Consider the following 17,685-nt stretch of genomic DNA (forward strand, 5'->3'; position numbering starts at 1 on the left):
CCCGATGAGGCTGACTGAGGAGCAGGAAGAGCTGCGGTCGGCCGTCAGGTCGCTGCTGCTCCGGCATCAACCCAAAGATGCCTGGGGTCCGTTGACCGAGCAGATCGGCGGCGCCGGTCTCGCCGTGCCCGAGGGGTACGGCGGGGCGGGCGGCGGCGCCCGGGACGTCCATGTGCTGATGGAGGAGCTGGGCCGGAGCCTGAGCCCGCTGCCCTGTCTGGGCTCGGCGGTGCTCACGGCGGGTGCGTTGCTCGCCTCGGGTGACAAGGAGGCCTGCGGGCGGCTGCTGCCGGGGCTCGCCGAGGGGACCTCGGTGGGCGCACTGGCCTGGGCGGAGCAGGGTTCCTGGGACGGGGCCGCGATACGCGCCGAGGCGGTGGGGCGGCCGGGCGGCGGCTGGCGGGTCTCCGGGACCAAGGAGCATGTACTGGACTGGCCGGGCATCGGCATCCTGCTCGTCGCCGCCCGTACGGCAGGCGGGGTGTCGCTCTTCGAGGTGGCGCCCGAAGGGGCCGGGGTGCGCCGGGAGCCCGTCGTGACCATGGACGGCACCCGGAGCCAGGCCCGTTGGGTGCTGGACGGCGCCGAGGGGCGTCTGGTCGGTGAGGACGGAGACGGCGGGCGGGTCCTGGAGCATGTGCGGGATCTGGCGTGCGCGGCACTCGCCGCCGAGCAGGTGGGCGCGGCCGGACGCTGTCTGGAACTCACCGTCGAATACGCCCGCGACCGGGTGCAGTTCGGCCGGCCCATCGGTTCGTTCCAGGCGGTCAAGCACCGGCTGGCCGACGCCTATGTCCTGGTGGAGTCCGCGCGTTCGGTGGCGCTCGGTGCCGCGTTCGCCGCCGACGAGGACCCGGGCGCGCTGCCGCGGGCCGCCGCCGTCGCGAAATCCGTCTGCTCCGAGGCGTTCTCGGCGGTGGCGGGCGAGATGATCCAGTTGCACGGCGGGATCGGCATCACCTGGGAGCACGACGCGCACCGCTACTTCAAGCGGGCGCACGGGGCGGGCGAACTGTTCGGCCCGCCCGCGCACCACCGGGCACGGCTCGCCGCCGGCCTGGGGCTGGCCGCCCGATGAGCGGGTTCCGGCAGACGGAGAAGGGCATGCAGCACATGGATATCGGCAACCCGCTGGACTTCACGGGGCGCGTGGTGCTGGTCACCGGCGGCACCAAGGGAATCGGCGCCGCCGTCGCAGGGGCGTTCCTCGGCGCCGGGGCGGACGTGGTCGTCTGCGGCCGCAACACCCCGCAGACCCTGCCGGCGGCCGGCGGCCGGCAGGCGGTCTTCGTCCCGGCCGATGTACGCGATCCGGCGGCGGCGTCCTGCCTGGTGGACGCGGCGGTCGAACGCTTCGGCCGGCTCGACGTGCTCGTCAACAACGCGGGCGGTTCCCCCGACGCCGACGCGGCCACCGTATCGCCGCGCTTCGTGGAGAAGATCGTCGCGCTCAACCTGCTCGCGCCGTTCTATGTGGCGCAGGCGGCCCACCGCGTGATGCGGGCCCAGGACGACGGCGGATCGGTCATCAACATCGGCAGTGTCTCCGCCCATGATCCACAGCCGGGCACCGCGGCCTACACGGCCGCCAAGGCCGGGCTGCTGGCCCTCACCAAGGCGCTGGCCCTGGAGTGGGCACCCGCCGTCCGGGTCAACCACATCACCACCGGGCTGATCCGCACCGAGAGCGCGGCGTCGGTCTACGGCGCGGACGGCGGGGCGTCGGTGGCCGGTGTCATCCCGATGGCGCGGATGGCGGTGCCCGACGACGTCGCCCGCGCCTGCCTGTTCCTTGCGGGCGGCCTGTCCGGATACGTCAACGGGGCGGATCTCGCGGTGCACGGCGGCGGCGAGTTCCCCGCCCGCTACCTCGCCGTGCGGTCGGCCGGCGGTGGCGGGCAGGTCTGAGCACGCGGAACGGTCCCGGACCTCTCGCGGGGTTCCGGGACCGTTGCGCGTACCGCGTGATCAGACCAGGTTGTCCTCGACCGTCAGGCCGAAGGCGCCGCGGCCGTACATGGCGAGGGCGCGCTCCACGTCGTTGGCGACGTGGACGCTGCCCGCGTGGGCGTCGCGCCAGGCGCGCTCGACGGGGTTGCCGCGCCGCAGCGCGTTGCCGCCGGCGGTCTTGAAGAGCAGATCGATCGCGGCGACGGCGCGTTCGGTGCCCCGGACCTGGTCACGGCGGGTGCGCAGCCGCAGCTCCATGGGGATCTCCTGCTCCGCCGCGGCGAGTTCGGACAGTTCGCGCAGGTTCCGGTCCATCTGCAGGACGGTCGCGTCGATGTCGGATGCGGCACGTGCGATGGCGACCTGGGCGAAGGGGTCCTCGGTGAACCGGCCGCCGCCCAGGCTGAGCCGTACCCGTTCCTTCATCCGCGACACGTACGACGCGTAGCCGCCCGACACCGCACCGATCACCGGCGCGGTGACGGCGCTGGTGAAGATCGCACCGAACGGCAGCCGGTACAGCGGCCCCGGGTTGATCTGCTGTCCCGGTCCCTTCAGCTGTGCCTGCTCGTAGTTGCGGAGCACCCGGTGGGCGGGCACGAACGCCGATTCGACGAGGATGTCGTTGCTGGCGGTGCCGCGGAGTCCGACCACGTCCCACATGTCCTCGATCGCGTAGTCGCGGCGGGGCACCAGGACGGTGAGGAAGTCCACCGGCCGGCCCCGGGCCCCCACGACGAGCGCTCCCAGAAGCGCCCACGAGGCGTGTTCGCAGCCCGAGGAGAAGCTCCACCGGCCGGTGAGCCGGTAGCCGCCGTCGACCGGGGTCAGCCGGCCCACCGGGGCGTACGCGGAGGAGATACGGGTGTCCCGGTCCTCGCCCCACACGTCCTCCTGTGCCTGCTGGGGGAAGAGTCCCAGCTGCCAGGGGTGTACGCCCAGGACCGACGCCACCCAGCCGGTGGAGCAGCAGACCGCGGAGATCTCCCGCACCACCCGGTAGAAGTCGACCGGGTCGGCCTCCAGTCCGCCGTAGCGGACCGGCTGAAGCATCCGGAACACACCGGCCGCGGTCAGCTCGCGGACCGTGGCATCCGGTATGCGCCGCGCCTCGTCCGTGGTGACGGCCCGTTTCCCGATGGCCGGCAGCAGGGCGCGCACCGACTCCAGAACCTCGTTGCCCATGGCCTGTCTCCCATCCCCTTGTGCACGGTGAAGCGTGTCGGTCAGATCGTCCGCAGGGCGGTCTTGTCCACCTTGCCGGTGGCGTTGCGCGGCAGGGCCGCCAGGACCACGACCTCGCGCGGGACCTTGAAGTTGGCGAGCCGGTCCCGGCAGTGGCCCAGGAGGTCGTCCGGGTCCGTCCCGGCGCCCGGCCGGACGGTCACGTACGCGCGGCCGACCTCTCCGAGGCGTGCGTCCGGGACTCCGACCACGGCCGCCTCGGCGACGCGGGCGTGCCCGGTGAGCACCTGCTCGATCTCGGCCGGATAGACGTTGAACCCGCCGACCACGAACATGTCCTTGGACCGTCCGGTGATCACCAGATTGCCGCGTGCGTCGAGGTGGCCGACGTCCCCGGTGTCCAGCCAGCCCTCGGCGTCGACGGCCGCCGCGCTCGCCGCCGGATCGTCCAGGTAGCCGAGCATCACGTGGTAGCCGCGCACCAGGATCCGGCCGTCCTGTCCGGCCGGCAGCGGACGCCCGCCGGCGTCGGCCACGCGCACCTCGGTGCCGTCGATGGGGCGGCCCGCGGTCAGGGCGACGGTCTCGGCGTCGTCGTCCGCCGAGCAGACGGTGACCGTGCCGCAGGTCTCGGTCAGTCCGTAGGCGGTGAGCACCTCGGGGAAGAGCTCGGCCCGCAGCCGCCGCACCAGGGCGACGGGCACGACGGCGGCCCCGGTCACCGCGAGTCTGAGCGACGACAGGTCGAACCGGTCCCGGCCGGGCGCGTCCAGCAGTTCGCTGTAGATGGTGGGCGGGCCGGGCAGTACGGTGATCCGCTCGGTCTCGACGGCGCGCAGGGCGCGGTCCACGTCGAACACCGGCTGGAGCACCATCGTGGCGCCGCGCAGCAGGCAGGCGAGTACGCCGGCTTTGTACCCGAAGCAGTGGAACAGCGGGTTGATGACGAGATAGCGGTCGTCGCCGGTGACACCGGTCCGCCCGCTCCAGGCCCGGTACGTGGTGAGGTTCTGCCGGTGCGTGGTCAGGGCGCCCTTGGGGCGGCCGGTGGTGCCCGACGTGAAGAGCAGGTCGGACGGGTCGTCGGGGTGCACGGCCGCACCGCGGGCGGTGGCCTCGGCGTCCTCCAGGTGCGCGCCGCGGCGGACGAAGTCGTCCCACGGCACGATGCCGGGGCGTTCGGCGCCGTCGAGCGTCACCACCGTTTCCAGGCCGGGCAGTTGCGGCACCGGCCGCCCGTCGCCGCCTGGCCCCTGTCCCGTACCCAGCATGGCGAGGTAGTCCTTGCCCAGGAAGCCGTTCTCGACGAACAGCAGCCGCGCCCGGCCGCGTTCCAGGAGCCAGCGGGCCTCGGCACCCTTGTAGCGGGTGTTGACGGGGATCAGGACCGCCCCCGCCGATGTGGCGGCGAGCGCGGCGACCACCCAGCGGTGGCTGTTGGGCGCCCAGACGGCGATCCGGTCTCCGGGGCGGGTGCCGAGGGCGATCAGTGACTTCGCCGCCTCCCGTACCCGGTCACGCAGCTGTGCCCAGGTCAGCCGTACGTCACCGTCCACGACCGCCTCCCGGCCGGGGTACCGGCGCGCGGCGAGGTCGAGGGCGCCTGGAATCGTGAGGGGGTGCTCGGTCTCGCTCATCTGCTCTCCGGGAGGGACGGTCCGCGCCGTGCGGGACGGGTACGGCGACAGGGCTGGGGAGTCGGCGTCAGGAGGTCGGCGGAAGGAGCCGCCGGGACGCCTCGTGGGCCGCGAGGGCCAGTTCGGCGCGGGGGAACCCGCTGCGCTTCTCGGCCGCTGCGGCATTGCCCCCGGCGACCAGCACGGGGCCGTCGGCGAGGTGTTCCAGCCCTTCCCGGGCGACGTCGTCCGGCTCGGCGACGCGCAGGCCCGGCAGGTCCATGCGCAGTCCGGCGCGCTCCATGGCGGGTGTGCGGGTCACGCCGAGGACGAGCTCCAGGACGTGCACGCCGTACGGCCGGAGTTCCAGCCACAGGCCCTCGGCGAAGACCCGGCTGAAGGCCTTGGCCGCCGAGTAGACGCTGATCTGCGCCTGGCCCAGGTACCCGGAGAGCGAGCCGACGAGCATGATGCCGCCCCGGCCGCGTTCCTTCATCAGGGCCCCGAAGTGGTGGGTGAGGGCCAGTTGCGCGGTGATGTTGAGGTCCAGGACACCCCGGATCCGGGCCGGGTCGCCGGTCACGAACTCGTGGCCGTAGCTGTTGGCTCCCGCGTTGAAGATCAGCAGTCCGACCTCCAGAGCGTCGGTGACCGCCCGGACCGTGTCCAGGGCCTCGGGGTCCAGCAGGTCGAGTTCGACGGTGCGGACCTCGACGCCCTTGGCGCGCACCAGGTCGGCGGTCTCCTTCAGCGGGCCGGGCTTGCGGGCGATCAGGACCAGGTTGATCCCGGCGTCCGCGAGCCGGTGGGCGAACGAGGCGCCGACTCCCTCGGACCCTCCTGCGACGACGGCCCACGGTCCGTACACGCTCTTCTCGACCATCATGTCCTTCTCTCGTCCTTGTCCCGGCCCGGCGGTGCCGTGACCGTAGAGCGCTCGCCGGTGGCCGCGCCCCGGGGGATCCCACTGGCCGGGATGTCCGCAGCGGGCGGGTCAGCCGGCGTCGCCGGCCCGCTTCTTCATGTGCCGCACGGCCAGCGAGGCGAAGACCATGGCGGTGCCGAGGGGAACACCGGGGCCCGGATAGACCCGGCCGGTGAAGGACGCGCTGGTGTTGCCGGCCGCGTACAGGCCGGGGAGCGGGCGGCCCGAGGTGGAAAGGACGCGGGCGTGGGCGTCCGTGCGGAGTCCTCCCTTGGTGCCGAGGTCGGCGAGGACCAGCCGGGCCGCGTAGTACGGCGGCCGCTCCAGCGGGACCAGGCACGGGTTGGGCCCGGGGGCGTTCGCGGTGTCGGCGAAGAACAGGTCGTAGGGGTCCTCGCCGCGGTGATGGTCCTCGTCCGTGCCGCCGGCCGCGAAGCCGTTGAAGCGGGTGACGGTGTCCGTCAGGGCGCCGGCCGGTACGCCGATCAGCCGGGCGAGCTCCGGCAGGGAGTCCGCCCGCACCCAGGTGCCGGCCGCCAGGTGGCCCGCGGGGTCGGCGGGCGGCACCGTGATGGCGGGCAGGGCGCCGCCCTCGCGGGAGTCGAAGACCAGGTGGACGGGCGCGTCCGCTCCCCCGGCCGCGGCGATGGCGCGGCCCATCCGGTCGTACGGCAGGGACTCATTGGCGAAGCGCCGCCCCGCGCCGTCCACGACCAGGCCGCCGCGCAGCCCGAGGGTGAAGGCGGCCGACCCGTCGGGGAGTTCGGTCCCCGGGCACCACCAGGCCTCGTCCATGAGGCCGGTGGCGGCGCCTGCCGCGACGGCCGCGCGCAGCACCTCGCCGGTGTTGGTCCCCCGGGGCGCCATGCTCCATGCGGCCCGGCCCGGTACCCGGTGCTCGGTGCGCAGGGTGTCGTCGCCCTCGAATCCGCCCGCGGCGAGCAGTACGCCGTGCCGGGCCCGCAGCCGGACGGTGCCGTGCGGGGTGCGGGCCTCGACGCCGGCGACGCGGCCGTCCTCGGTGACCAGCCCGGTGACGTGGTGCCCGGTGCGCACCTGCGCGTTCCCGGTCCGGGTGGCGGCCAGCAGGAGGCGGCCGATCAGGGCGCGGCCGGCGGTCAGCGGGGTGGCGGGGTGTCCCTGGCCCGCCCGGTCCCGGTCGACCGCCGGGCGTACCAGGGGCAGCAGGTCGCCGAGCAGCTCCGGTGCCAGGTCGAGCGGGACGAAGGAGCGGCCGGCGTCCATCCGCCCGGGGGCGGCCACGTAGTCGGGGAAGGCACGCCACTCGAACGCCATGGCCGGGTCGTCCTCGAGCCGGGCGACGAGTTCCGGGGCGTGCCGCAGGAAGGCGTCCCGGCGCTCCGCCTCGGCGTCCCCGGCCAGGGCCCGGAGATAGTCCCGGGCCGCTTCGGTGGAGTCGTCGAGGCCGGCCCGCTCCTGTACCTGGGTGCCGGGCAGCCAGCAGGCCGCCCCGGAGTAGGCGGAGGTGCCGCCGAGCAGTGCCGTCCGCTCCAGTACGACGGTGTCCAGGCCGTCCCCGGCGGCTGCCAGGGCCCCGGTCATCGCTCCCGCGCCGGACCCGACGACGATCACGTCGTGGGTGGCGTCCCGGTCCTGCCGGCCGTCCCGCATGGGGTGCTCCTTCTGCCGCTCGGTGGTGTGCGGCCTCAGCAGACCTGTTGCGGGGCCGCGCGGGCGGGGCCGGTCCCGCTGACCGGTACGGCGGTACGGACGCCGCCTGACGCGCTGCGGGGCCCGGCGTATTGTCTGAGCAGTTGTCGACACCACGGATTTCCGGAGGGGAGAGCGTGCCCAGAATCGCCGAGGCCAGGGCGGGGGCCGAGCCCACTTCGCCCCGGCAGCGCGCACGCCGTCAGGCCATCCTGAAGGTGGCGGCGGAGATCGCCGCCACGACGGGGCTGGAGCGGGTCCAGATGCACGAGGTGGCCAAGTCCGCGGGGGTGGCGATCGCCACCCTGTACCGGTACTTCCCGTCGAAGACCCATCTGTTCACCGCGTTGATGGCGGACCAGATCGAGGGGTTCGCGGCCCGGGTGCCCGAGCGCCCCGCGGGCACCTCGCCCGAGGACGCCGTCTTCGAGACGCTGGGCAGCGCGACCCGCAATCTGCTGCGCAGGCCGGCGCTCGCCACGGCGATGATCCAGTCGGCGAACGCCGCCCGCGCCTCGACCGTCCCCGACCTGGGGCGGATCGACTCGGGCTTCCTCGACCTGCTGCTGCATGCCTGGGGCGTGGCCGAGCCGACGGAACACCACATCACGCGTCTGCGGCTGCTGATCCTGCTCTGGTACGGGGTGCTGCAGTCCCGGCTCAACGAGCGGCTCACCCCGCAGGAGGCCGACGCCGATCTGCGGATGGCGTGCCACCTGCTGCTCGCTCCGGATCCTGACACCGGCTGACCCGGCCGGCCCCTGGTGTTCCGGCCGGGTGCGGACGGCGGTTCACGGGGTCGGCTGGGTACCCGTCGTGTCGAGTGCGGCGACGCTGTAGGCGGCGTACGTCCGGTGCGGGTCGCGTCCTTCGAAGTACGGCGTCAGCTGCGCGTCGAGCTCCTGCGGGGTGAAGGTGCCGTCGGCGGCGGTGAACTTCTGTTCCACGGTGGGCGGGGCGAGCAGGGCGACCATGTCGCCGTAGACGACGAAGACCTGCCCGCTGATGGTGTCGCCGGCCGGGGAGGCCAGGTGCGTGACGAGGGTGGCGACGCGTTCGGGCGCCATGATGTCGAGGCCGCCCGGTGTGAGGGCTCCCTCGCCGAACGCGTCGGCGGTCATGGCGGTGCGGGCCCGCGGGCAGATCGCGTTGGCGCGCACCCCGTAGCGGGCCAGGCCCTGTGCGGTGGCGAGGGTCAGCGCGGTGATGCCGGCCTTGGCGGCGGAGTAGTTCGGCTGGCCGGGGGCGCCGAAGAGGAAGGCCTCGGACGAGGTGTTGACCACCCGGCCGTAGACCGGGGCGCCGGACGCCTTGCTCGCCGCGCGCCAGTGCACGGCCGCGGCGCGGGAGACTGCGGCGTGCCCCTTGAGGTGGATCCGGATGACGTCGTCCCAGTCGGACTCGGTGAGGTTGAACAGCATCTTGTCGCGGAGCACGCCCGCGTTGTTGACGACGATGTCCAGACTGCCGAAGCTCTCCACGGCGGCCTCCACCAGGCGCTCGCCCATGGACCAGTCCCCGACGTCACCGGTCACCGCGACCGCGCCCGTGCCCAGGGCCTTGATCTCGGCGGCCACCTCCTCGGCCGACGGGCCGATGTCGTTCACCACCACGTTGGCGCCGAGCCCCGCGAGTGCCAGTGCCTCGGCGCGGCCGAGCCCCGCTCCGGCGCCGGTGACGACGGCGGTACGACCCTCCAGGGTGTGTGTCGCGCTCATGCTGCCTCTTTCCGTGTTCCGTCGAGCCGCTGGATCGGCGGGCGCACCCCGGCGATGGTGCCGGGGTGCGCCCGGGCAGCCGAAACTAGTATTGATTTCAGTTCGTGGCCTGGTGCTGTCCCGTTGAGTGGGCGAAGGAGACGGACACGGAACCGAGCCCCTCGAACTCGGCGCGGAACCTCTCCCCCGGCCGCACGTCCACCGCCCTGGTGCACGACCCCGGCAGGATCACGTGCCCGGCATCCAGCGTCACCCCGTACGACGCGACCTTGCGGGCCAGCCAGGCGACGGCCTCCGTCGGGTCACCGAGCACCGCACTCGTGTTGCCCCGGGCGATCTCCTCGCCGCCCCGGTACAGCACCGCGGCGATGTCGGCCGGGTTCAGATCGTCCGGGCGGACGCGGGCGGAGCCGAGGATCACACCGGCGGAGGACGCGTTGTCGGCGATGGTGTCGGCGAGTCCGATCCGCCAGTCCTTGATCCGGCTGTCGATGAGCTCGATGGCGGGGACGATGTACTCGGTGGCCGCGAGCACATCCGCGGTGGTGCAGCCCTCCCCGGGCAGGCTCCGGCCGAGTACGTAGCCGATCTCGACCTCGATCCGCGGGAAGCAGTAGCGGTCGCTCTCCACGGGGGTCTGCTCCAGGAGCACCATGTCGGAGAGCAGATGGCCGTAGTCGGGTTCGTCCACGCCCATCATCTGCTGCATGACCTTCGAGGACAGTCCGACCTTGTGCCCGCTGACGGTTCGGCCCCCGGCCAGCTGCCGGCGGATGTTGATCAGCTGGATCTCGTAGGCGTCGGTCGCGTCGATGGCCGGGTGGGTGACGGTCAGCGGGTCGACCGGGCTCCGGTCACGCTGTGCGGACCACAGCACTCCGGCGGCCTCTTCACGCTGTGCGCGGTCAAGCATCGGGGGTCTCCTCGGGCGGGGGCGGGGCGGGGGCGAATCGGGCGGTGCCGCCGGAGAGCACCGTGCGGTCGCCTGCCGACGCCTCGAAGAGCACGGCATCACCACCGGTGGCGCCGTCGGTCGGGGCGTCGTTCCAGCCGAGCACGTCGAGCCGGTCGCCGGGGAAGACGGGGGCCGCGAAGCGGGCGTCGAGCTCCACCAGATCGGCGGGGTGGGCACCGAGGGCGTCGGCCAGCGGCAGCAGGCTCGCGGCCAGGGTGCACAGTCCGTGCAGGAAGGGCCTGTCCATCCCGGCGGCCTTCGCCGCGGCGGGGTCGATGTGCATGGCGTGCCGGTCGCCGAGCAGACGGTAGAGCGCCGCCTGCCGGGAGTGCGTGGCCACGGTCGCGTTGTGCTCGGCCGGCCGGTCCGGGCTGCGCGGGGCAGACGGGCCGCGTTCGCCGCCGAATCCGCCGGCGCCGGGCGCGAAGACCGCCCAGGTCGCCGTGAACTGTGCGCAGGACACCTCGACGTCGAAGACGGCGGCCGAGCCCTTGTCCAGGACGCGCGAGACCCGCGCCGCCGCGTTCAGCTCGCCGGAGGGTTCCAGCGGCCGGTGCACCACGAGGTGCTGGCTGCCGTGCACGGCGGTGGTGGTGTCGAAGGCGCCGAGCGCGCCGAGCGCGTCGGGCGCCCACTGTGCGAGGGTCAGCGCGAAGGTGGGCAGCACCCGCAGGCGCTCCTCGTACACGAGGTCGAGCCGGCCGGCGGGTACGCCGACCGCGAGTGCGTACAGGATCGCGTCCCGCTCGGTCCAGGAGACGGTACGGGTGCCGAGTTCGCGGCCCTGCCAGGGGGATTCGGTCATCGGTCCGCTCCCAGGATCAGGCCGCTGGTGGGTACGCCGGTACCGGCGGTGACCATGACGTGGTCGGCCTTGTCCGGCTGGTTCACCGAGGTGCCGCGGATCAGCCGGACGCCCTCCGCGATGCCGTTCATTCCGTGCAGATACGCCTCGCCGAGCTGTCCGCCGTGGGTGTTGAAGGGCAGTCTGCCGCCGAGTTCGAGATGGCCGTCGGCGATGAAGTCCTTCGCCTCGCCGGGCTTGCAGAACCCCAGTTCCTCCAGCTGGGGCAGGACGAGCGGGGTGAAGTGGTCGTAGAGGACGGCCGCGTCGATGTCGTCGGGACCGAGACCGCTCTGCCCGTACAACTGCCGCCCCACCAGGCCCATTTCGGGGATCCCGGTGATGGTGGGCCGGTAGTAGCTGGTCATCATGTGCTGGTCGGCGCCGAGTCCCTGGGCGGCCGAGCGGATCACGGCGGGCGGGCGGGGCAGGTCCCGGGCGCGTTCGGCGGAGACGATCACGAGGGCCTGGCCGCCGTCGGTCTCCTGGCAGCAGTCCAGCAGCCGCAGGGGTTCGGCGATCCAGCGGGAGTCGCGGTGGTCCTGGAGCGTGATGGGGCGTCCGTGGAACCAGGCGGCCGGGTTGTTCGCGGCATGCTTGCGGTCCACCACGGCGACCCTGCCGAAGTCGTCGGTGGTGGCGCCGTACTCGTGCAGATAGCGGCGGGCGAACATGGCCACCCACTGGGCGGGGGTGCTCAGCCCGAACGGGGTCATCCAGGCGTAGGCGGCCCGGTCCGCCGTGGTGTCCATGGGGCGGGCCGCCTGGCCGAGCCCGTAACGCTCGCCGGAGCGTTCGTTGAACGCCCGGTAGCACACGACCACTTCGGCGACCCCGGTGGCGACGGCCATGGCCGCCTGCTGCACGGTGGCGCAGCCCGCCCCGCCGCCGTAGCCGATGCGGGAGAAGAACGTCAGGTCTCCCATCCCGGTGTTGCGGGCCACGTGGTTCTCGGAGTTGGTGTCCGCGGTGAAGGTGACCAGCCCGTCGACGTCCGCGGGATTCAGGCCCGCGTCGGCGAGTGCGGCGAGCACGGCCTCGCAGGCGAGCCCGAGTTCGCTGCGGCCGGAGTTCTTGGAGAACTCGGTGGCGCCGATGCCGGCGACGGCCGCGGCCCCCGAGAGCGTCCCTCTGCGCGTCGTCGCGATGCTCATCGGGCCTCTCCCGGCAGCTGTACCGAAACGGTTCCGGTGACGTGGGCGCCCAGGCTGTTGGCCCCACGGACGGCGATCTGGACGAGGCGGTCCTCGTCGGACTTCCCCGTGACCGTGCCGGTGAGCACCATCGTGTCGCCGGGGTGGTTGGGGGCGCCGAGCCGGATCCGGATCGCCTTGACGACGCAGCCGGGGCCGGCCCAGCCGGTGACGTACCGGTCGACCAGGCCGTTGCTGGTCAGGATGTTCATGAAGATGTCCTTGGAGCCGCGTTCCCGGGCGAGGGCCGGGTCGTGGTGCACGTCCTGGAAGTCGCGGCTCGCGAGCGCGGTGGCGACGATCAGGGTGCGGGTGACCGGGATGGGCAGTTCGGGGAGTACGTCTCCCACGGCCACGTCCTCGTAGGGGCGGGTGCCCGGCAGCGGGGTCACGCGGTCACCGCCCCGCCGGCCACCAGGGCGCCGAGGCGCTCGAGGTCCGCGCCCGTACCGCCCAGCGTGGTGGAGATCTGCTTGCCCCACAGGAAGTGGCGGTGCACCGGGTAGTCGGTGTCGACGCCGATGCCGCCGTGCACGTGCTGCACCCGGTGCACGGTGTTCAGACCGCCTTCGGTGGCCCACCACTTGGCGACCAGCGCGGCCCGGTCGGCGGCCGGGGCGTCGAACGGCTGCGCCAGTGCGTCCACCGCGTGCCACAGCGTGACCCGCATCGCCTCGATGTCGATGTAGCAGTCGGCGAGCTGGTGCTGCACGGCCTGGAAGGTGGCGAGGGGGCGGCCGAACTGCTCCCGCTCGCGCAGATGGCGGGCCGCGTGGCCCAGCGCCCCTTCGGCCACCCCCACCTGGACGGCGGCCAGGGCGAGGTATGCCTCGCGGACGAGGTGCGGCACGGCCCCGCCGCCCGGTACGCCGACGGCCTCGGCGGGAGCGCCGTCGAGGGCGAGATGGGCGCTCATGTCGTGGGTGGTGGTCTCGGCTTTCTCCCAGCTGACGCCGGGGGCTTCCGTGCCGGCCAGGAACAGGCCGGGCCCGTCGTCCGTGGCGGCGGTCACCAGCACGTGCCGAGCACCGGCGGGCGCGGGCACCACGGCCTTGACCCCGTCGATCCGCCAGCCCGCTCCGTCCTCGACGGCCGTGGTGCGGGGCGCGAGCGGTTCGGCGGGGCCGAACTCCTCCAGGGCGACGGTGAGCCGGCCGGTGCCGTCCGCGAGTCCCGGCAGCAGGGCCGACCGCTGCTCGCCGGTGCCGTACGCGGCAACGGTGAGCGCGCCGGTCAGCGCGGGCCACAGCGGGACCGGGGCCACGTGCCGGCCCTGCTCCTCGAGCAGGACGCAGAGTCCGGCCGTGCCGAGACCGGCGCCGCCGTACTGCTCGGGCAGCACGGCCGCGATCAGCCCGGCCGATGCCAGGTCCGCCCACAGCGTTTCGTCGACGCGGGCCGGTGAGCTCTCCACCTCGCGCAGCCGCTCGGGCGTGGCCCGGTCGGTGAGGATCTCCCGGGCCAGGTCACGCACCGCTTCGAGCTCTTCTCCCAGGGAGAAATCCATCAGGGCGCCTCCGTCGGGGCGGGCCGGAACACCGGCAGGGTCAGGTCGGGGTCGGCGTCGAGCCAGTCGAGGGCCACGGGCATGCCGATGGTGACGTCCCCGGGCGCCACACCGGTCAGGTTGGTGATGAGCCGGGTGCCTTCGGCGAGTTCGACGACGGCGACGAGATACGGCGAGTCGAAGGCGGGGTGCCGTGGGTGGTGGTTCACGACGAAGCTGTACACCCGGCCGCGGCCGGAGGCCTCGACGGTGTCCCACTCCAGTGACCGGCACTCGGGGCAGCAGGGGCCCGGTGGGTGGCGCAGAGCGGAGCAGCCGGTGCAGCGCTGGATGAGCAGCCGGTGCTGTTTCGCGCCGTCGAAGAAGAAGGCGTTGTCACGGTTGACCGCTGGACGGGGGCGCGGGGCGGGAGCCGGCGCCTCTTCAAGCGCAGCCGGTGCCGGTGGCTCTTCCGGCGGGGTGGAAGCCGGCGCCGGTGCTTCTTCCCGCGCAGCCGGTGCCGGTGCTTCTTCGGATGCGGGGCGGAACCTCAGTGTCCGCCACCGCTGGACGGCCACCGTCTCGCCGTCCTGGTCGGTGTACGTCTTGAGGGTGGTGACGAAACGTCCCGTGCCCAGGCCGGTCCGCTTCTCGGAGGAGACCGACTCGACGCTCTCGCGGACGGCGACGTGGTCCCCGGGGACCAGCTCCCGCAGGAAGGTGAACTCGGAGTCGGTGGCCACCACGGAGGTGTAGCCGCCCTGGTCGAGGAGGGCGACGAGTTCACCGAAGCCGCCCGGCTCACCGGGCCGCGGGGCGACGGTGGCCGCGTATCCGCGCATCGTCCACGCCTGGACCATCGACGCGGGTGCCACGACCCCGTCGCGGCCGGTCGCGCGGGCGGCTCGGGCGTCGGTGTACACCGGGTTGGTGTCGCCCATCGCCTCGGCCCAGTGCCGGATCATCGGCTGGTTGACCGGGTCCTGGGCCGGTGCGAGGGCGCGCAGTTCGCGCCCCGTGAAGGCCTGGAGCCGTTCCTCGTACCCCGGCTGCTGCCCGACGGTCCCGGTCATGCGCCACGCCCCTTGCGCGGCAGTCCGAGACCCTGGGTGGCGACCATGTCGCGCAGGATCTCGTTGACGCCGCCGCCGAAGGTGTTCACGATGCCCTGCCGGGAGAGCTGTTCGACCTGCCCGGCCAGGACCGCGCCCGGCGATTCGGGCCGGATGCGCCCGGCCGCGCCGAGGATCTGGGTCAGCCCGCGCTGGACGTCGATATGGGTCTCGGTGCCATACACCTTGGCGGCGCCCGCGTCGGCGCCGGTCAGCGTGTTGCCGGCGACGGCGGCGGTCATCTTCCAGTTCATCAGCCGCATCGCCTCCAGCCGGGCGTGGGTGCGGGCGAACTCGGCCCGCACCCACGGGATGTCGGCCGTGCCGTTGTCCCGGGCCCACTCCAGCACCCTCTCCCAGAGCTGGATCATGCGGCCGCCGAGGGCGGCGAGGCCGATGCGTTCATGGTTCAGCTGGGCGGTGATCAGGCGCCAGCCGCCGTCCACCTCTCCGACCACGTCACCGGCCGGAACGCGTACCCCGCTGTAGTACGTCGCGGTCACGGCCAGTCCGCCGACGGTACGGATGGGGCTCCAGGAGAAGCCGTCGTCCCGGGTCGGCACGATCAGGATGGAGATGCCCCGGTGCTTGGGGGCGTCCGGGTCGGTGCGGGCGGCGAGCCATATGTAGTCGGCGGTGTTGGCACCGCTGGTGAAGATCTTGCTGCCGTCGACGACGTACGCGTCGCCGTCCCGCACCGCACGCGTGGTCAGCGAGGCGAGGTCGGTGCCGGCCCCGGGCTCGGTGTAGCCGATCGCGAACACGATGTCGCCGGAGAGGATGCCGGGCAGGAACCGCTTGCGGTGTTCCTCGGACCCATGGGCCATGAGGGTAGGGCCGACGGTGTTGACCGTGACGAACGGGAAGGGCAGGCCTGCTCGTTGGACCTCGTCGAAGAAGACGTACTGGTCCTCGGCCGGCCGGCCCTGGCCGCCGTACTCGGTGGGCCAGCCGATTCCCAGCCAGCCGTCGGAGCCGAGCCGCTTGACGACCTCGCGGAAGCGGTCGCCGCCCACGCCCTCCTCGCCGACGCGGCGGCGTTCGTCCTCGGGCATCAGGCCCGCGAAGTACGCCCGCAGTTCCCGCCGCAGCTCCTGGTGCGCGGCGCTCTCGCGCAGTTGCATGTGTGGTTCTCCTCGGGTGTCGCCGCCGGGCGGAAGTGGAGGGGCCGGTCAGGGCAGGAAGCGTGCGCGCCCGTTGGCCAGGAACTCGCCGCGCAGCGCGGCCTTGTCGTCGTCAGTCATCAGCGTGTACACGGGCCGGCCCCGGCCCGCCCAGCGGTACACCGGGTCGTCGGTGCGCCAGCCGTCCAGCTGCATCTCCTTCTTGCGGAGCTTGTTGGAGCCGGTGGTGGGAAGCGCGTGCGAGACGCGGACGAAGCGGGGCGCGCCCTTGCTGCCCAGGTCGTCCTGGCGGTCCAGGAAGCCGGGCAGGTCCAGGGTGTCGAAGTCGGTTGCGTCGGCGATCTCGACGGCTGCCATGACCTGGTCGCCGGAGCGCGGGTCGGGCACGCCGAAGACTCCGGCGGCGACGACACCCGGGTGCCGGCGCAGGATGCGTTCGGTGAGCAGGGCGGAGATGTTCTCGCCATCGACCCGTATCCAGTCGCCGGAGCGGCCGGCGAAGTAGAAGTAGCCGGCTCTGTCGACGTATCCGAGGTCGCCGGTCCAGTACCAGCCGTGCCGGACGCGTTCGGCGTTCGCCGCGTCGTTGTTGTAGTAGCCCTCGAAGCGGGCCGCACCCTCGGTGTCGACGATCTCGCCGATGGCCTCCTCCGGGTTGCGGACCCGGCCGTAGGGGTCGAGTTCGGCGGGCGAGCAGGTCTGCCGGGTCGTGGGGTGGACGATCCGGACGGCGTCCCGGGCGGGCATGCCGAGCGCGCCCGGGGGCGCCTCGGCGACCCGCTTGAGCAGGCCGCTGCCCTCGCTGGAGCCGTACCCCTCGACGAGGCGGCAGCCGAAGCGCTCCAGGAAGAGGCCGGCGTCCTCGGGGGACGCCTCGGTGCCGAAGGCGTGGGTGAGCCGGTTGTCGGCGTCCTGGCCGGTCTCGGGGCGGGCCAGGATGTAGCCGATCGCCTTGCCGACGTAGGTGAAGTAGGTGGCGCCGAAGTGGCGGACGTCCGGGAGGAATCCGGAGGCGGAGAACGAGGGGGTGAGGGCGATGGTGGCGCCCGCGGTGAGTGCGGGTGCCCACAGCGCCATCAGCGCGTTGCCGTGGAACAGCGGCATCGGGCAGTAACAGGTGTCCTTGCGCGTGATGTCGTACTTGGCGCTGTTGGAGGCACCGAGCGCGGCGAGCCGGCCCTGGGAGCAGATCGCCGCCTTCGAGGTGCCGGTGGTGCCCGAGGTCAGGAGCAGCAGCATCCGGGTGGCGGCGGTGACGTCGGGGGCGCTTGCGGGGTGGTGGCGGGCGCGGGCGGCGAGGCCGGACGCGTACGGCGGTGCGTCGACGACCAGGAAGCGGTCGCGGTCCACGCCGACGTCCAGACCGTCCAGCAGGGCGGCGCCCGCCCGGTCGGTGACGATCACCTGGCAGTCGGTGTGCCGGACCTCCCGTTCGAGTTCGGCGCCGCGGCGGGTGGGGTTGATGCCGACGACGGCCGCACCGGCGAGTGCGGCGGCGCCCAGCCAGAAGATGTACTCGGGCACGTTGTCCAGGAGTACGCCGATGTGGAACGGCCCGTCGGTGCGCAGCTCCTGGGCCCAGGCGGCGCGGGCCGCGCTCTCGTCGACCACCTCGTCCCAGGTCCAGGAGCGTTCACGGGTCAGCAGGCCCGGGTGGTCGTCCCCGGACCGGGCGAGCAGCAGGTCGGCAATCGTCTCGTGTGGCAACGTCGGTCCCTCTCACCCGGTGGCCGGGTCTGCCGGTGTCGGTACGGGGCCGGGTCGCGCGGGGTGCGCGGGGCGTCCCGTGGTGGTCGTGCGGCCCGCAGGGGCGGGGGGGGCTCCGGCGGCGGCTCGGGCCGCTCCCGGCCGGCGGTCCGCCCCGGGTCCGCGCCGCGCCGGTGGCGACGCTAACCGCGGGCGGGGC

Annotated in this window: 16 protein-coding genes; 3 read left to right on the forward strand and 13 right to left on the reverse strand. The window is 73.3% G+C overall.

From position 1 onward, the window contains the following. Positions 1–4 precede the first annotated feature (4 nt). Both OG782_RS05030 and OG782_RS05035 read left to right on the forward strand, forming a co-directional pair. Positions 5–1,078 (forward strand): acyl-CoA dehydrogenase family protein, encoded by a 1,074-nt coding sequence (locus OG782_RS05030; RefSeq protein WP_406448179.1) that lies wholly within the window; start codon positions 5–7, stop codon positions 1,076–1,078. A 35-nt stretch (positions 1,079–1,113) separates the two neighbouring features. Next, complete coding sequence (locus OG782_RS05035) at positions 1,114–1,908, forward strand: SDR family oxidoreductase (RefSeq protein ID WP_406458862.1); 795 nt, start codon at positions 1,114–1,116, stop codon at positions 1,906–1,908. Positions 1,909–1,968: 60 nt separating this feature from the next. Here OG782_RS05035 and hsaA read toward each other — a convergent pair whose 3' ends face one another. From hsaA to OG782_RS05055, 4 genes are all read right to left on the reverse strand, one after another. Beyond that, the gene (hsaA, locus tag OG782_RS05040) at positions 1,969–3,135 is read right to left on the reverse strand and encodes a 3-hydroxy-9,10-secoandrosta-1,3,5(10)-triene-9,17-dione monooxygenase oxygenase subunit (RefSeq protein WP_406448180.1); all 1,167 of its coding nucleotides are present in this window, start codon (positions 3,133–3,135) and stop codon (positions 1,969–1,971) included. A gap of 41 nt (positions 3,136–3,176) precedes the next feature. After that, positions 3,177–4,772, reverse strand: a complete 1,596-nt coding sequence (locus OG782_RS05045; RefSeq protein WP_406448181.1) for a FadD3 family acyl-CoA ligase — start codon at positions 4,770–4,772, stop codon at positions 3,177–3,179. A gap of 67 nt (positions 4,773–4,839) precedes the next feature. After that, a complete protein-coding gene (locus OG782_RS05050) occupies positions 4,840–5,637 on the reverse strand; it encodes an SDR family NAD(P)-dependent oxidoreductase (RefSeq protein ID WP_406448182.1) in 798 nt (265 codons plus the stop codon). Between the two features lie 108 nt (positions 5,638–5,745). Beyond that, positions 5,746–7,308, reverse strand: a complete 1,563-nt coding sequence (locus tag OG782_RS05055; RefSeq protein WP_406448183.1) for an FAD-dependent oxidoreductase — start codon at positions 7,306–7,308, stop codon at positions 5,746–5,748. A gap of 176 nt (positions 7,309–7,484) precedes the next feature. Between OG782_RS05055 and OG782_RS05060 the strand changes: the two genes are divergently transcribed. Then, on the forward strand, positions 7,485–8,096 hold the full coding sequence (locus OG782_RS05060; protein ID WP_406448184.1) for a TetR family transcriptional regulator: 612 nt from the start codon (positions 7,485–7,487) through the stop codon (positions 8,094–8,096). Positions 8,097–8,138: 42 nt separating this feature from the next. Here OG782_RS05060 and OG782_RS05065 read toward each other — a convergent pair whose 3' ends face one another. From OG782_RS05065 to OG782_RS05105, 9 genes are all read right to left on the reverse strand, one after another. After that, a complete protein-coding gene (locus OG782_RS05065) occupies positions 8,139–9,065 on the reverse strand; it encodes a 3-oxoacyl-ACP reductase (protein ID WP_406448185.1) in 927 nt (308 codons plus the stop codon). A 97-nt stretch (positions 9,066–9,162) separates the two neighbouring features. Further along, positions 9,163–9,978 (reverse strand): 2-keto-4-pentenoate hydratase, encoded by an 816-nt coding sequence (locus tag OG782_RS05070; protein WP_406448186.1) that lies wholly within the window; start codon positions 9,976–9,978, stop codon positions 9,163–9,165. After that, entirely contained in the window at positions 9,971–10,825 is an 855-nt protein-coding gene (locus OG782_RS05075) for a MaoC/PaaZ C-terminal domain-containing protein (protein WP_406448187.1), read from the reverse strand. Before OG782_RS05075 ends, OG782_RS05070 begins: the two co-directional genes overlap by 8 nt. After that, positions 10,822–12,018, reverse strand: coding sequence for a lipid-transfer protein (locus OG782_RS05080; protein ID WP_406448188.1), 1,197 nt, complete (start codon positions 12,016–12,018; stop codon positions 10,822–10,824). Before OG782_RS05080 ends, OG782_RS05075 begins: the two co-directional genes overlap by 4 nt. Further along, complete coding sequence (locus tag OG782_RS05085; protein ID WP_406448189.1) at positions 12,015–12,449, reverse strand: MaoC family dehydratase; 435 nt, start codon at positions 12,447–12,449, stop codon at positions 12,015–12,017. Before OG782_RS05085 ends, OG782_RS05080 begins: the two co-directional genes overlap by 4 nt. Beyond that, a complete protein-coding gene (locus OG782_RS05090; protein WP_406448190.1) occupies positions 12,446–13,564 on the reverse strand; it encodes an acyl-CoA dehydrogenase family protein in 1,119 nt (372 codons plus the stop codon). The genes OG782_RS05085 and OG782_RS05090 overlap by 4 nt, the downstream gene beginning before the upstream one ends. Then, a complete protein-coding gene (locus OG782_RS05095) occupies positions 13,564–14,616 on the reverse strand; it encodes a bifunctional MaoC family dehydratase N-terminal/OB-fold nucleic acid binding domain-containing protein (RefSeq protein WP_406448191.1) in 1,053 nt (350 codons plus the stop codon). Before OG782_RS05095 ends, OG782_RS05090 begins: the two co-directional genes overlap by 1 nt. Then, positions 14,613–15,779, reverse strand: a complete 1,167-nt coding sequence (locus OG782_RS05100; RefSeq protein WP_406448192.1) for an acyl-CoA dehydrogenase family protein — start codon at positions 15,777–15,779, stop codon at positions 14,613–14,615. Before OG782_RS05100 ends, OG782_RS05095 begins: the two co-directional genes overlap by 4 nt. A gap of 48 nt (positions 15,780–15,827) precedes the next feature. Continuing rightward, positions 15,828–17,486 (reverse strand): AMP-binding protein, encoded by a 1,659-nt coding sequence (locus OG782_RS05105; RefSeq protein WP_406448193.1) that lies wholly within the window; start codon positions 17,484–17,486, stop codon positions 15,828–15,830. Between the last annotated feature and the right edge of the window lie 199 nt (positions 17,487–17,685).

Source organism: Streptomyces sp. NBC_00876 (assembly GCF_045207435.1).
Lineage (GTDB): Bacteria > Actinomycetota > Actinomycetes > Streptomycetales > Streptomycetaceae > Streptomyces.

Bases quoted from the DNA above. Each gene is read 5' to 3' on its own strand.
- OG782_RS05030 (WP_406448179.1), top strand. From the start codon at position 5: ATGAGGCTGACTGAGGAGCAGGAAGAGCTGCGGTCGGCCGTCAGGTCG.
- OG782_RS05035 (WP_406458862.1), top strand. From the start codon at position 1,114: ATGGATATCGGCAACCCGCTGGACTTCACGGGGCGCGTGGTGCTGGTC.
- hsaA (WP_406448180.1), bottom strand. From the start codon at position 3,135: ATGGGCAACGAGGTTCTGGAGTCGGTGCGCGCCCTGCTGCCGGCCATC.
- OG782_RS05045 (WP_406448181.1), bottom strand. From the start codon at position 4,772: ATGAGCGAGACCGAGCACCCCCTCACGATTCCAGGCGCCCTCGACCTC.
- OG782_RS05050 (WP_406448182.1), bottom strand. From the start codon at position 5,637: ATGATGGTCGAGAAGAGCGTGTACGGACCGTGGGCCGTCGTCGCAGGA.
- OG782_RS05055 (WP_406448183.1), bottom strand. From the start codon at position 7,308: ATGCGGGACGGCCGGCAGGACCGGGACGCCACCCACGACGTGATCGTC.
- OG782_RS05065 (WP_406448185.1), bottom strand. From the start codon at position 9,065: ATGAGCGCGACACACACCCTGGAGGGTCGTACCGCCGTCGTCACCGGC.
- OG782_RS05070 (WP_406448186.1), bottom strand. From the start codon at position 9,978: ATGCTTGACCGCGCACAGCGTGAAGAGGCCGCCGGAGTGCTGTGGTCC.
- OG782_RS05075 (WP_406448187.1), bottom strand. From the start codon at position 10,825: ATGACCGAATCCCCCTGGCAGGGCCGCGAACTCGGCACCCGTACCGTC.
- OG782_RS05080 (WP_406448188.1), bottom strand. From the start codon at position 12,018: ATGAGCATCGCGACGACGCGCAGAGGGACGCTCTCGGGGGCCGCGGCC.
- OG782_RS05090 (WP_406448190.1), bottom strand. From the start codon at position 13,564: ATGGATTTCTCCCTGGGAGAAGAGCTCGAAGCGGTGCGTGACCTGGCC.
- OG782_RS05095 (WP_406448191.1), bottom strand. From the start codon at position 14,616: ATGACCGGGACCGTCGGGCAGCAGCCGGGGTACGAGGAACGGCTCCAG.
- OG782_RS05100 (WP_406448192.1), bottom strand. From the start codon at position 15,779: ATGCAACTGCGCGAGAGCGCCGCGCACCAGGAGCTGCGGCGGGAACTG.